General features: G+C 60.6%; 11 protein-coding genes. 9 read left to right on the top strand and 2 right to left on the bottom strand.

From position 1 onward, the window contains the following. Positions 1–7: 7 nt before the first annotated feature. From HNQ72_RS07805 to HNQ72_RS07770, 8 genes are all read left to right on the top strand, one after another. The gene (locus HNQ72_RS07805; protein WP_183991088.1) at positions 8–286 is read left to right on the top strand and encodes a hypothetical protein; all 279 of its coding nucleotides are present in this window, start codon (positions 8–10) and stop codon (positions 284–286) included. Between the two features lie 599 nt (positions 287–885). Then, positions 886–975, top strand: coding sequence for a K(+)-transporting ATPase subunit F (locus HNQ72_RS07800; protein ID WP_183991086.1), 90 nt, complete (start codon positions 886–888; stop codon positions 973–975). A gap of 31 nt (positions 976–1,006) precedes the next feature. Further along, the gene (kdpA, locus tag HNQ72_RS07795) at positions 1,007–2,710 is read left to right on the top strand and encodes a potassium-transporting ATPase subunit KdpA (protein ID WP_183991084.1); all 1,704 of its coding nucleotides are present in this window, start codon (positions 1,007–1,009) and stop codon (positions 2,708–2,710) included. 11 nt (positions 2,711–2,721) lie between these two features. Further along, positions 2,722–2,898: a hypothetical protein gene (locus HNQ72_RS07790; protein ID WP_183991082.1), complete on the top strand. Its 177-nt coding sequence runs from the start codon at positions 2,722–2,724 to the stop codon at positions 2,896–2,898. Between the two features lie 58 nt (positions 2,899–2,956). Next, positions 2,957–5,044, top strand: a complete 2,088-nt coding sequence (gene kdpB, locus HNQ72_RS07785) for a potassium-transporting ATPase subunit KdpB (protein WP_183991080.1) — start codon at positions 2,957–2,959, stop codon at positions 5,042–5,044. A 12-nt stretch (positions 5,045–5,056) separates the two neighbouring features. Further along, the gene (kdpC, locus tag HNQ72_RS07780; RefSeq protein WP_183991078.1) at positions 5,057–5,623 is read left to right on the top strand and encodes a potassium-transporting ATPase subunit KdpC; all 567 of its coding nucleotides are present in this window, start codon (positions 5,057–5,059) and stop codon (positions 5,621–5,623) included. A gap of 178 nt (positions 5,624–5,801) precedes the next feature. After that, positions 5,802–8,522, top strand: coding sequence for a sensor histidine kinase (locus HNQ72_RS07775; protein WP_183991076.1), 2,721 nt, complete (start codon positions 5,802–5,804; stop codon positions 8,520–8,522). Then, complete coding sequence (locus HNQ72_RS07770) at positions 8,515–9,207, top strand: response regulator transcription factor (protein ID WP_183820861.1); 693 nt, start codon at positions 8,515–8,517, stop codon at positions 9,205–9,207. The genes HNQ72_RS07775 and HNQ72_RS07770 overlap by 8 nt, the downstream gene beginning before the upstream one ends. 7 nt (positions 9,208–9,214) lie before the next feature. Here HNQ72_RS07770 and HNQ72_RS07765 read toward each other — a convergent pair whose 3' ends face one another. Both HNQ72_RS07765 and HNQ72_RS07760 read right to left on the bottom strand, forming a co-directional pair. Then, entirely contained in the window at positions 9,215–10,180 is a 966-nt protein-coding gene (locus HNQ72_RS07765; protein ID WP_183991075.1) for a magnesium and cobalt transport protein CorA, read from the bottom strand. 68 nt (positions 10,181–10,248) lie between these two features. After that, positions 10,249–12,162, bottom strand: a complete 1,914-nt coding sequence (locus HNQ72_RS07760) for a potassium transporter Kup (RefSeq protein WP_183991073.1) — start codon at positions 12,160–12,162, stop codon at positions 10,249–10,251. Positions 12,163–12,343: 181 nt separating this feature from the next. Here HNQ72_RS07760 and HNQ72_RS07755 point away from each other — a divergent pair, with 181 nt between their 5' ends. Next, positions 12,344–13,249: a dihydrodipicolinate synthase family protein gene (locus tag HNQ72_RS07755; protein WP_183991071.1), complete on the top strand. Its 906-nt coding sequence runs from the start codon at positions 12,344–12,346 to the stop codon at positions 13,247–13,249. The last annotated feature ends 49 nt before the right edge of the window (positions 13,250–13,298 follow it).

The raw sequence follows: 13,298 nt of genomic DNA, 5'->3' as shown, positions 1-13,298 counted from the left end.
AAATGATATGGGCAAGTTTTCAATGAACGACCGGGAGCCTCCCGCGACAGGTATCCGTTTCACTGTCGGTCGTGACAAGAGTGGCCGCTGGATCGTCAGTGACGCGCAAGGCAAGGTCGGCGGGCTTTTCACCGATCGCGCTTCGGCGGTGCATTTCGCCATGTTCGAAAGTGACCACATTCCCGGCGCCGTCTGGTGCCTGCCGGAGCATGTGACGCTGACGCAGGGCGAAGCTTTTGATGCGCGCGGGCTGTCTGCGGCCAGCCGTGTTGCGGGCCGGGCGTGAGCGACGTGTCATGTTTCACATGTTCGGATATCTACGGGGGCATATCTATCCTCGTAGCCAGATGCTGTGTTTGGCCGGTGCCGGGCAGTTGCGCGGCTCGGATGCCATCCTTGGCATAATGGCCGTGATGCTTGCTGTTGTCGCGGTCGCTGGTGTGATCGAAATAGTTTTGTTCTGAGTGGCTTCGCACGTTCGCGGCGATACCCTTTATCCGCCTGCCATCGCCCTCTCCCCGTAGACCGGAGAGGGGGATGGTAAGGGGCAAACGCGAAACGGCGAGGCGGTTCCCGCGGCAACTCATGCTCCGGTGCCCCGAAAAACTCCTATAAAATTCCTATATCTTTGCTCTCCCGTCCGTCTCGAACCCCTATGCGCTCCGGCGCCATATTCGGTCCCGGGAGATCGAAAGATCCTCTCCCTGCCAGACACTCATGAGGTGCCGTCTTTCCGGACGGCGCCATTCCGCTTGTCTGGTCTCGATCAGTTCAAAGGAACCCGGATCATGCTGGACCTCATCTTAATCGGCACGGCGGTCGTCTTCTTCGGCCTGTGCTTCGCCTACACCCGTGCCTGCGACAGGCTTTGAAGGGGAGAGCGCGATGATACTCGACTACGTGCTCGGCGGTGCGGTCACCGTCATTCTCACACTTTACCTCACCTATGCTCTCATCCGCCCCGAACGCTTCTGACGAAGCCTTCGGGAACTGAAAGTTTCCTCACATGACCCTCAATGGATGGTTACAGATCCTCGTCTTCTGCGGGATCCTGATCGTGCTCGTCAAACCGCTCGGCGCCTATATGACGCGGGTGTTCTCCGGCGAACGCACATTGCTTTCACCGGTTCTTGTTCCGATCGAACGGGGACTTTATACGCTGGCCGGCACCAGTGAACGCGAAGAGCATCACTGGACGACCTATGCGTTCGCGCTGCTGATGTTCAATCTCGCCGGCACGCTGGTTCTCTATTTTCTCCTGCGCCTGCAGGACGTGCTGCCGCTCAATCCGGCCGGCATGCCCGCTGTCGGGCCTGACCTCTCCTTCAACACAGCGATCAGCTTTGTCGCCAACACCAATTGGCAAAGCTATGGCGGCGAAAGCACCATGTCCTATCTCAGCCAGATGGCGGGCTTGGCCGTGCAGAACTTCGTTTCCGCCGCAACCGGCATGGCGATCGCCATCGGTCTGATCCGCGCCTTTTCGCGCGCCTCGGGAAAAGCGATCGGCAATTTCTGGGTCGATATGACCCGCGCCGTCCTCTACATCCTGCTGCCGATCTGCATCGTGCTGACGCTCGTCTATGTCTGGCTTGGCGTGCCGCAGACGTTCGGTCCTTACATCGAGGCCACCACGCTTGAGGGCGTAAAACAGACGATCGCTGTCGGCCCCGTCGCCTCGCAGCTCGCCATCAAGATGCTCGGCACCAATGGCGGCGGTTTCTTCAATGCCAATTCGGCACATCCGTTCGAAAATCCCGACAACATCTCGAACATGATCCAGATGCTGTCGATCTTTGCGATCGGCGCTGCGTTCACCAATGTCTTCGGACGCATGGTCGGCAACCAGCGCCAGGGCTGGGCGATCCTCGGCGCAATGGGCATCCTGTTCATCATCGGCGTCACCGTTGTCTATTGGGCGGAAGCTTCGGGTAACCCGATCATGCATGCGATGGGCCTTTCCGGCGGCAACATGGAAGGCAAGGAAGTCCGCTTCGGCATCGTCATGTCCTCGCTGTTTGCCGTCATCACCACAGCCGCATCCTGCGGGGCGGTCAACGCCATGCATGGTTCATTCACGGCACTCGGCGGCCTCATTCCGCTCATCAACATGCAGCTCGGCGAAGTCATCGTCGGCGGTGTCGGCGCGGGTTTCTACGGCATCGTTCTCTTCATCATCATCGCCATTTTCGTGGCAGGCCTGATGGTCGGTCGCACGCCGGAATATCTCGGCAAGAAGATCGAGGCGAAGGAGATGAAGATGGCCGTACTCGCCATTCTCTGCCTGCCGCTCGCCATGCTGGTGTTTACCGCGATCTCGAGCGTCATGCCCTCGGCGGTGGCATCGGTCGGCACCGGCGGCCCGCACGGGTTCTCGGAAATCATCTACGCCTATACGTCTGCCGCAGCCAATAACGGTTCGGCATTCGGCGGCCTGACGGCCAATACGCCCTGGTACAACATCACGCTTGGCCTCGGCATGCTGATGGGGCGGTTCCTGGTGATCATCCCGGCGCTTGCGATTGCCGGCTCGCTGATCGCCAAGAAGACGGTTCCGGCTTCTGTCGGCACTTTCCCCACCGATGGCGGGCTGTTCGTCGGCCTTCTCGTCGGCACGATCCTGATCGTCGGCGGCCTGACCTTCTTCCCCGCTTTGGCACTCGGTCCGATCGTCGAACATCTGGCGATGATCGCCGGCCAGGCGTTCTAAGGAGATCCGACATGAGCATTCGTCACGCCCTTCGCAGACAATCAGACCTTGCCTCGCCGATGCGGGGCAAGGGGAACGTCCAGGGCAATTCCCGGGAGCGCCAGAGATGGTGCGGTTCCAATGCCATTCTCGCAATGATGGCGGCCATTCTCGCCGTCGTCTGCGTCGTCGAAATCCTCCGCGGCTGACTGTGTGGCCCTGATCTGTCAGGGCCACAGGTCGCCTCATCAAAGCTGGAGCCTCTTCATGAGCCAGGCAAAATCCGCGTCTATCCTCGATAGCCGCATTCTCATTCCCGCGATCGGCGCCGCTTTCACCAAGCTTAATCCGCGCACGCTTGCCAAGAACCCGGTCATGTTCGTCGTGGCCACGGTGTCGGTCCTGACGACCGTTCTCTTCCTGCGCGATCTTATCGTCGGCGGCGACAATCTCGGCTTTTCCTTCCAGCTCAATCTCTGGCTCTGGTTTACCGTGCTATTCGCCAATTTCGCCGAGGCAGTGGCGGAAGGCCGCGGCAAGGCGCAGGCGGACAGTTTGCGCAAGGCGCGGACCGAAACCCAGGCCAAGCTTCTCACCAGCGGCAATGGCCGCGATTATAAAATGGTTGCCGGTACCTCGCTCAAGGTGGGTGATATCGTGCTGGTCGAGGCCGGCGATATCATTCCCTCCGATGGCGAGGTGATCGAAGGCGTTGCTTCCGTCAACGAGGCGGCGATTACCGGCGAAAGCGCTCCGGTCATCCGTGAATCGGGCGGCGACCGTTCGGCCGTCACCGGCGGCACACAGGTTCTCTCCGATGTCATCCGGGTACGGATTACGGCCGCTGCCGGTTCGACCTTCATCGACCGGATGATCTCGCTCGTCGAAGGCGCCCAGCACCGGAAGACGCCGAACGAGATCGCGCTCAATATCCTGCTTGCCGGGATGACGCTGATCTTCGTGCTGGCTACCGCAACGATCCCGAGCTTTGCGTCCTATGCCGGTGGCTCCATTCCGGTCATTGTACTGGTCGCTCTGTTCGTCACACTGATCCCGACGACGATCGGTGCGCTTCTGTCGGCGATCGGCATTGCCGGCATGGATCGTCTCGTCCGCTTCAACGTGCTGGCCATGTCCGGCCGTGCCGTGGAAGCGGCAGGCGACGTCGATACGCTTCTGCTCGACAAGACTGGCACGATCACGCTCGGCAACCGTCAGGCAACCGAATTCCGTCCGGTCCGCGGCGTCTCGGAACAGGAGCTTGCCGATGCGGCACAGCTCGCCTCGCTTGCCGACGAAACGCCGGAGGGCCGTTCGATCGTCGTGCTGGCCAAGGAGAAATATGCGATCCGCGGCCGCGATATGGCAAGCCTGAAGGCGACCTTCGTGCCGTTTACCGCCCAGACACGGATGAGCGGCGTCGATCTCGACGGCAGCCAGATCCGCAAGGGGGCGGTCGAAGCGGTGCTCGCCCATGTTAGCGGCGGCACGTTGCCGGTTGCGGGTAACACGGCTCTCGCCGCCAGCCCGCAGTCGCAGACGGTGCGCGAGTTGCAGTCAATCGCCGAAGAGATCGCCAAGGCCGGCGGTACGCCGCTTGCGGTTGCCCGCGACGGAAAGCTTCTTGGCGTCATCCACCTTAAGGACATCGTCAAGGGCGGTATTCGCGATCGGTTTGCCGAGCTCAGAAAGATGGGTATCCGTACGGTGATGATTACCGGCGACAACCCGATGACGGCCGCAGCCATCGCTGCCGAAGCGGGCGTCGACGACTTTCTCGCCCAGGCGACGCCGGAGAACAAGCTGTCGCTCATTCGGGAAGAACAGGCCAAGGGCAAGCTCGTCGCCATGTGCGGCGACGGCACCAACGATGCTCCGGCGCTGGCCCAGGCCGATGTCGGTGTGGCGATGAATACCGGCACGGTGGCGGCCCGCGAAGCCGGCAACATGGTCGATCTCGACAGCGACCCGACGAAGCTCATCGAAATAGTCGAGATCGGCAAGCAGTTGCTGATGACCCGCGGGGCACTGACGACGTTTTCGATCGCCAATGACATCGCCAAATATTTCGCCATCATCCCGGCGATGTTCCTGGCCTTCTATCCGCAGCTCGGCGTGCTGAACATCATGGGGCTCGCCACGCCGCAGAGTGCCATCCTGTCAGCGATCATCTTCAATGCGCTGATCATCATCGCGCTGATCCCGCTGTCGCTCAAGGGCGTCAAATACCGCGCCGTCGGCGCTGGTGCGCTTCTGTCCCGCAATCTTCTGATCTACGGCCTCGGCGGCATCGTCGTCCCGTTCATCGGCATCAAGGCGATCGACGTGGTCATCACCGCGCTCGGCCTCGCTTAAGGAAACACGATAATGTTGAAACAACTTCGTCCGGCCATCGTCATGATCGTCGCCACCACGGCCATTACCGGCCTGATCTATCCCTTCGCCATGACCGGTATCGCGCAGGCGGTGTTTCCGTCGCAGGCGAATGGCAGCCTGATCGAAAAGGATGGCCAGGTAATCGGGTCTGCGCTGATCGGCCAGTCGTTCACCGGCGAGCAGTATTTCCACGGCCGCCCTTCGGCTGCCGGTGACGGTTACAATGCGGCTTCATCCTCCGGCTCCAACCTCGGCCCGACCAGCCAGAAACTGATCGACCGGGTGACGGCCGATTACGAGGCCGCCAAAGCCTCCAATCCGGATGTCGAGGTGCCGATCGATCTCGTCACGGCATCGGGCAGCGGGCTTGATCCGCATATCTCGCCGGAAGCTGCCTATTTCCAGGTGGCGCGTGTCGCCAAGGCACGGGCTATGGATGAGGCCAAGGTGAAAGCTCTGGTCGATGCACATGTCGAGGGCCGTGAACTCGGCTTCCTCGGCGAACCGGTGGTCAATGTGCTGGCGTTGAACATGGCGCTGGATGGCTCTAAGACGTAGCGAATGCAGGCATTTGCCCCTCATCCGCCTGCCGGCACCTTCTCCCCGTCGATACGCGAAGAAGGAGACAAGCCGCAAGCTCTCCGCTTCTCCTCGCCCCGCTTGCGGGGAGAGGATGGCCGAGCGCAGCGGAGGCCGGGTGAGGGGCAGACGCCATTAGTCCTTGAACAGGTAAATCATGCCCGACGCCAATCCTGGGAACGGCCGAGACACCGAGACCCGCCCTTCACCGGATGCGCTTTTGCGCGCGGCGGAGCGGGAGGGGCGTGGGCGGCTGAAGATCTTTCTCGGGGCCGCCCCCGGCGTCGGCAAGACCTATGAAATGCTGATGTCCGGCCGTGCCGCGCAGGCAGACGGGGTCGATGTGGTGATCGGCGTGGTGGAGACCCATGGCCGCAAGGAAACCGAGGCGCTCACCGAAGGGTTCGAGATCGTTGGCCGCAGACAGATCGATTATCGCGGCCAGAACCTCGAGGAAATGGATCTCGATGCCATCCTCGCCCGCCGTCCAGCGCTGGTTCTGGTGGATGAACTGGCACATACGAATGCGAGCGGCAGCCGCCATCCGAAACGTTACATGGATGTGCAGGAACTGCTGGCGCAGGGCATCGACGTCTATTCGACCCTCAATATCCAGCATGTCGAGAGCCTCAATGATGTCGTGGCGCAGATCACCCGCATCCGGGTGCGCGAAACGGTGCCGGACCTGATCATCGACCGGGCCGATGATGTCGAGATCATCGACATCACCCCCGACGACCTGATCAAGCGTCTCAACGACGGCAAGGTCTATATGCCGAAGACGGCGCGTCGGGCGATCGAGAACTACTTTTCGCCGGGCAACCTGACGGCGCTGCGCGAACTGGCTTTGCGGCGTACCGCCCAGCGCGTCGACGAGCAATTGCTCAACCACATGCAGGCGAATGCGATTTCCGGCCCGTGGGCGGCGGGCGACAGACTGCTCGTCTGCCTGGATCATGGCCGCAACGGAGCAAGCCTGGTGCGTTATGCCCGAAGGCAGGCGGATCGGCTTAGAGCGCCCTGGGTAGTATTGCACCTAGACACCCCGCAGGATGCCGCGCTTTCGGAGGAGGACAAGGACCGGTTGGCGGCCAACATGCGGCTGGCGCAGCAGCTCGGGGCAGAGGCTGTGACGCTGCCGGGGCGTTCTCCGTCACGCGAAATCATCGCCTACGCCAATGCCAACAATTTCACCCATATCGTTGTCGGCCGGCCCGCAAAACCGCGCTGGCTGCAGTTCTGGCAAGCCTCCGTCACTCATGACCTGATCCGCCATGCCGGTCATATCAGCGTCCATGTGATTTCCGGTGATCAGAAGGATGGTGAGGCAGACCGCGGTGTGAAGGTCGCGCAGGCGCCAAGACCTTTCCGGGTAAAACACTATCTGCAAAGCACGGTCTTCGTTGCGCTGGCAATCGCCGCAGGCGTTGCGCTCGACCAGACATTCGACGTGCGTAATCTGGCGCTGGTCTTCCTGATGGCGGTTCTTGCTTCGGCGGTCCGGGGCGGGCTGGGGCCGGGATTGTTTGCCTCGCTTCTCGGGGCCGTTGCCTTCAACTTCTTCTTTCTCGAACCGCGCTACACATTCACGATCCGCGATCCGGAAAGCGTGATCGCGCTGCTCTTCTATCTCGGCGTGGCGGTCGTCGCCTCCAACCTCACGGCGGCGGTGCAGCGGCAAGCGGTTTCTGCCCGTCAAAGGGCGCGGACGACGGAAGATCTCTATCTCTTCTCCAAGAAGCTTGCGAGCACCGGTACGCTGGACGATGTGCTGTGGGTTACCGCCTTCCAGATCGCCTCGATGTTGAAGGTAAGGGTTGTCATCCTCTTGCCGGAGAATGGAACGATCGCGGTGAAAGCAGGCTATCCGCCAGACGATACGCTGGTCGATGCCGATATCGCTGCCGCCAGATGGGCCTGGGAGCACAATCGCCCCGCCGGCCGCGCCGCCGATACGCTGCCCGGCGCCAAGCGCCTTTACCTGCCGCTTCGAACCGGTCGTGAGGCGGTCGGCGTCATAGGTCTCGACAATGACAGGCAGGGGCCGCTTCTTACGCCCGAACAGCAGCGGCTGTTCGATGCGCTGGCAGATCAGGCGGCTCTCGCGATCGAGCGGGTGCAATTGGTGTCGGATGTCGACAAGGCAAGGCTTGCGGCAGAAACCGACCGGCTGCGCACAGCGCTTCTCACCTCGATCAGCCATGACCTGAAGACACCGCTTGCGGCGATCATGGGTTCGGCCGACATGTTGAAGGATCTGGGACCGCAATTGCCGGAAGAAACGCGGGCGGAGCTTTTGTCGACCGTCATCGATGAATCCGAGCGGCTCAACCGCTTTATCGTCAACCTGCTTGACATGACGCGGCTCGGTTCCGGCGCAATGCAGCCGAACTACGCCCTGCATTTCGCCGGTGACATGGTGGGCACGGCGCTTGGCCGGGCGGCGAAGATCGCATCGGGCCACACGGTGGAAGTCGGCATTCCGGCCGATCTGCCGATGCTGAAAGTCGATCCCGTGCTGTTCGAACAGGTCCTGTTCAACCTGATCGACAACGCCGCCAAATATGCGCCGGAGGGCACGGTGATCGAGATCAGGGGACAGAAGGATGGCAATGCCGTCCTCCTCTCCGTGATGGACGAAGGACCCGGCGTGCCGCCGGAGGACCTGGAGCGGATCTTCGACAGTTTCTATCGGGTGCGCAAAAGCGATCAGGTGAGGGCGGGAACCGGGCTCGGGCTTGCCATCTGCCGCGGTTTCGTCGAAGCGATGGGCGGCACGATCCAGGCGCATAACCGGTCCGACCGTTCGGGTGCGATCTTTACCATCAGGATGCCGGTTCCCGTGGACGTGCCGATCTTGGGAGACGAAAATGACTGAAAACGCCGTGCGCATTCTGATCGTTGATGACGAGCCGCCGATCCGCAAGCTGTTGCGCGTGGGTTTGAGCGCGCAGGCCTATGCCGTAAGCGAGGCGATGAATGCGAAGGTGGCCATGGAGCTGGCGGTCAGCGACAAGCCGGATCTTATCATCCTCGATCTCGGCCTTCCCGATATGTCCGGCCACGATCTCCTGGCAAAATGGCGCGGCGAGGGAATGACGCTGCCGATCGTCATCCTGTCGAGCCGCACCGACGAGGCGGGCATCGTCAAGGCGCTGGAACTTGGGGCCGACGACTATGTGACGAAACCCTTCGGGATGAGCGAGCTCGGCGCGCGCATCCGCGTGGCGCTTCGCCACCGGCTGCAAGCGCAGGGCGAAAAGCCGGTTTTCCAGACCGGTGAGCTGTCGGTCGATCTGGTCAAGCGGATCGTTAAGGTGGCAGGCCGCGACGTGAAGCTGTCGCCGAAGGAATACGACATCCTGCGCATTCTCGTCCAGCATGCCGGCAAGGTGCTGACCCACCGGTTCCTGCTGGAGCATGTCTGGGATGGGTTGACCGACGTGCAATATCTGCGCGTCTATGTGCGCCAGCTCAGGCAGAAGATCGAGGCCACGCCCGACCAGCCGCGATATATCCTGACGGAGACCGGCGTCGGCTATCGTCTGGCCGCGCCGGATTGATCCGAGGTTAAAGCCAGCCGACCTTCTTGAAGCGATAATAAAGCAGACCGCAGAGTATGGAGATTGCACCGAGCACGACGAAATAGCCGTATTCGGTCTTCAGCTCCGGCATGTTCTCGAAGTTCATGCCGTAAATACCGGCGACGGCGGTCGGTACGGCCAGAATTGCAGCCCATGAGGCGAGCTGCCTGGTGATGACGCCCTGGCGCTGCTGTTCCAGAAGGTTCGAGGCCTCGAAGACCGAGGTGATGACTTCGCGCAAGCCGCCGACCATGCTTTCCACCCGTCTGGTGTGATCCAGCACATCGCGAAAATAGGGTTTGGCATGCTTGTCGAGGCAGGGCAGGTCGAGATTGACCAGCTTGCCCACCAGTTCCGACATCGGGCCGAGAATGCGGCCGAACAGGATCAGCTGGCGCCTCAGTCTGAACAGACGGCGGATCTGGTCACGTTCGAGGAAGTTGGCGAGCATCCTCTGTTCCATTTCCAGAACCCGGTCCTCGATCGTCTGAACAGTCGGCAGATAGCCGTCGACGATAAAGTCGAGAATGCCGTGCAGGACATAATCCGGGCCTTGCGCCAGGAGGCGGGGGGAGGCTTCGAGCTGGGCGCGGACGCCGATATGATTGCGCAACGAGCCGTGCCGCACGGTAATGATGTGGTGGCGCCCGACAAAGATCGCGGTCTCACCGTAGCAGATCTTGTCGCCTTCCAGATGTGCGGTCTTGGCAACAACGAAGAGCTGTTCGCCATAGGCTTCCACCTTGGGGATCTGATGGGCATGCAGCGCATCCTCGACCGCCAGTTCGTGTAGGCCGTAGGTTCTGGCGAGCGTTTTCAGCTCGTCTTCGGTCGGCTCGTGCAGTCCGATCCAGGCGAATTCGTCACCAGTCAGCGCCGGGCACGGTTCGTCTATCGGGAGAGGACGCCCGCGCTTTCCGTTCGTGTATACATAGGAGGCGACGACGGTCATGGCGCTCTATCTCTTTGTTTAAAGGCAATTCCGGCCGTAAACCGGTGTCCACTTTTGCTGGAATTGCTTTAAATCGCGACCTGCTCACCCAGTTCCACCACGCGGTTCGGCGGCAGCTTGAAATAGGCTGAAGGATCGATGCCGAAATCGGCGAGCATGATATAGAGCTTTTCCTGCCAGCGCGGCAGGCCGGTATTCGGCGTTTCGATCAGATTGCGGCGGCCGAGATAGAAAGAGGTCTGCATGATTTCAAACTTGAAGCCCTTTTTCTTGCAGACGGTCAGAGCCTTGGCGACGTTGGGCTCATCCATGTAGCCGAATGTGATGTCGAGGCGGATGAAGCGCTTCGACAGTCTTGTCATCTCGACACGTTCCTCCTGCGGCACATAGGGCTTGTCCTGGGTCCAGATGGTCAGGATAACGTTCTGTTCGTGCAGGACGTGGTTGTGCTTCAGATTGTGCAACAGAACGGCGGGGGTGCGATCTGGCACGCTGGTCAGGAAGACCGCGGTTCCGGGCACGGTCACAGGTGCGCTGGCGGTTTCCCGCTCGATGGAGCTTTCAATCGAGGTGATGAAGGTTTCCAGCGGAATGTCGTTCTTGGCCGTCTTTTCCTTCAGGTATTTCGATCCCTTCGTCCATGTCCACATGGTCAGCATTATGACCAGCGCCAGCATGACCGGCACCCAGCCGCCGTCATGTACCTTGAGAAGGTTGGCGGCGAGGAATATCGCCTCGATGACGAAAAGCGGCCCGAGAATGATCGCAGCCGTTATGGCCTTGTAACCCCATACGGCGCGCAGGAACTGGAAGGACATCAGCGTCGTGACCACCATCGCGCCGGTGACCGAGATGCCATAGGCGGTGGCAAGCGATTCCGAATCTCCGAAGGAGAAGATCAATACCAGAACGCCGATGCAGAGAACCATGTTGACGGCGGGCACATAGATCTGCCCGGTATTGGTTTCGGAGGTGAACTTGATCGCGAGGCGCGGCAGGAAGCCGAGATGGACGGCCTGGCGTGCCAGCGAAAAGGCCCCGGTAATGACCGCCTGGCTGGCGATGATCGTCGCCATTGTGGCAAGAATCACCATCGGCAACAGCGCCCAATCGGGATAAAGCAGATAGAACGGATTGGAAATCTTCGTTGGATCGGCAAGCACGAGCGCGCCCTGGCCGAGATAGTTCAGGCCAAGCGCCGGGAAGACGAGGATGAACCAGGCGACGCTGATCGGCTTCCTGCCGAAATGCCCGAGGTCCGCATAAAGCGCTTCGGCACCGGTGACGGTCAGGAATACGGCGCCGAGCACGATCAGTCCGGCCCAGCCAGCATGGGTGATGAACCAGAGAGCGTTGATCGGGTTGAGGGCCTGCAGGATCGTCCAGTCGTCACCGATATGGATGAGGCCGCCCCAGGCCATGGCAAGGAACCACACGACGGTGATCGGCCCGAAGAATTTCATGACGGCCGCGGTGCCCTTGGACTGGACCATGAACAGACAGATCATGATGGCAGCGGAGAGTGGCAGGACGTAACCGGAGAAAGCAGGCGTGATAAGCTTCATGCCTTCGAGCGCCGACATGACAGAGAGCGCCGGGGTAATCATTGCATCGCCGATGAACAGCGCCGAACCGATCAGGCCGGCAAAGAAGAGCACCGGCATGTAGCTTCCGGTCTTCTTCATCAGAAGCGCCAGGAGCGAAAGCGTGCCGCCTTCACCGTCATTGTCTGCACGCAGAAGAAACAGAACGTATTTGAACGTTACTATGATGGTCAGTGTCCAGACCATCAGCGAGATCAGGCCTATTACGTGCTCGTCACGAATACCGTTGGCCGCAAACGGGCGCAACGCCTCGCGGAATGCATAAAGCGGGCTCGTGCCGATGTCGCCATATACGACCCCGATCGACCCTAGCAGCAGCACAAGAAATTTGCGGGTTTCCGAAGTGGTATCGGAAGCGGCGGCATGCGATGCGGTCATAAAGTCTCCAGGCGCAGGGCCAAGGTGTCGTTCGATGTATATGTCTGGCGCGGAATATGGTGCATCGCCGCGGTCAAGGCAAATGGATGCATATAAGACTTTGATGTCATAGTCTCGCCCCACATATCGAAATCCTATGCGGCAGGAGCGATGTTGGTTTCTGTAAAACAGGAGCCAAACCATGACACCCTTACTTCGTGCAAGGCGTCAAACTTACACACCCCTTTTGAGCCCCTTCAACGATGGCCGGATCGATCTTTCGGAATTCGAAGCGGCGATCGATCGGCAGATCATCGCCGAAGTGGATGGAATTGTTGTTTGCGACGTTATCGGCGAGGGGCCGGTGCTCGGCTCGGATGAACACCAGAGCCTGCTGAAAACCGCTGTTTCGCACGGCCGGCCACATCTGAGCGTGATAGCTGCGACCGGCACAAACTGCACGGCAAAGACCGTGGAGCGATGCCGCCGCGCCGAAGAACTCGGTGCCGATGCCTTGCTGGTGACGGTGCCGTATTATTCGAAACCGACGCTCAAGGGAGTGATCAATCATTTTCGTGAAATCACTGCTGCAGTCGGTATCCCGGTTATTGTGGATGACGATCCGGGGCGCACGGCAAAGGACTACGGCTCGGCGCTGGTGGATGCGCTTGCCGAAATCGATCCTGTCGTCGGCATATGCCATGGCGCCGGGCGTCTCGAACATTTCGCAGCCTTGCCGGCATCGCTCAGGGACCGGTTCATGCATCTTTCGAGAGATGACAGGAAGCTGATGGAATTCCTGGATTTGGGTGGGCACGGCGCTTTGTCGGCGTTGGCCAATATCATCCCATCTCCGGTGCAGACCATGGTGGCCATGGCGGAGCGTGGTAGCGGCTGCCATTCTCTGCTGCAGGCCATGTCCGTCTCTTCGGCGGCTGTTGGTGGGGATGACGTTGCCGCGCTGAAGGAGGCGCAGTTCTTCCTCCATCAGTCACCGGCTGAAGTCCGCTTGCCACTGGTGGATGCCGAACCGGAAACGATCCTGCGCGTACGGCATGCCTTTGCGCCTTTTGCCAGATGCGAGCCGTTGACGCGAGAGGCTGCGTGATTGGCCCGCCTTGAGGCCGCCTGTGGTATTTCGATAAATAGTTCGTGGG

The organism is Aliirhizobium wenxiniae, from assembly GCF_014201355.1.
Taxonomy (GTDB): Bacteria; Pseudomonadota; Alphaproteobacteria; order Rhizobiales; family Rhizobiaceae; genus Neorhizobium; species Neorhizobium wenxiniae.
The sequence above is the reverse complement of the archived record's forward strand: the minus strand, read 5'-3'. Positions and strand labels throughout refer to the sequence as shown.

Excerpts from the sequence above, each read along its gene's own strand:
- HNQ72_RS07805 (WP_183991088.1), top strand. The coding sequence starts at position 8 with ATGGGCAAGTTTTCAATGAACGACCGGGAGCCTCCCGCGACAGGTATC.
- HNQ72_RS07800 (WP_183991086.1), top strand. The coding sequence starts at position 886 with ATGATACTCGACTACGTGCTCGGCGGTGCGGTCACCGTCATTCTCACA.
- kdpA (WP_183991084.1), top strand. The coding sequence starts at position 1,007 with ATGACCCTCAATGGATGGTTACAGATCCTCGTCTTCTGCGGGATCCTG.
- HNQ72_RS07790 (WP_183991082.1), top strand. The coding sequence starts at position 2,722 with ATGAGCATTCGTCACGCCCTTCGCAGACAATCAGACCTTGCCTCGCCG.
- kdpB (WP_183991080.1), top strand. The coding sequence starts at position 2,957 with ATGAGCCAGGCAAAATCCGCGTCTATCCTCGATAGCCGCATTCTCATT.
- kdpC (WP_183991078.1), top strand. The coding sequence starts at position 5,057 with ATGTTGAAACAACTTCGTCCGGCCATCGTCATGATCGTCGCCACCACG.
- HNQ72_RS07775 (WP_183991076.1), top strand. The coding sequence starts at position 5,802 with ATGCCCGACGCCAATCCTGGGAACGGCCGAGACACCGAGACCCGCCCT.
- HNQ72_RS07770 (WP_183820861.1), top strand. The coding sequence starts at position 8,515 with ATGACTGAAAACGCCGTGCGCATTCTGATCGTTGATGACGAGCCGCCG.
- HNQ72_RS07765 (WP_183991075.1), bottom strand. The coding sequence starts at position 10,180 with ATGACCGTCGTCGCCTCCTATGTATACACGAACGGAAAGCGCGGGCGT.
- HNQ72_RS07760 (WP_183991073.1), bottom strand. The coding sequence starts at position 12,162 with ATGACCGCATCGCATGCCGCCGCTTCCGATACCACTTCGGAAACCCGC.
- HNQ72_RS07755 (WP_183991071.1), top strand. The coding sequence starts at position 12,344 with ATGACACCCTTACTTCGTGCAAGGCGTCAAACTTACACACCCCTTTTG.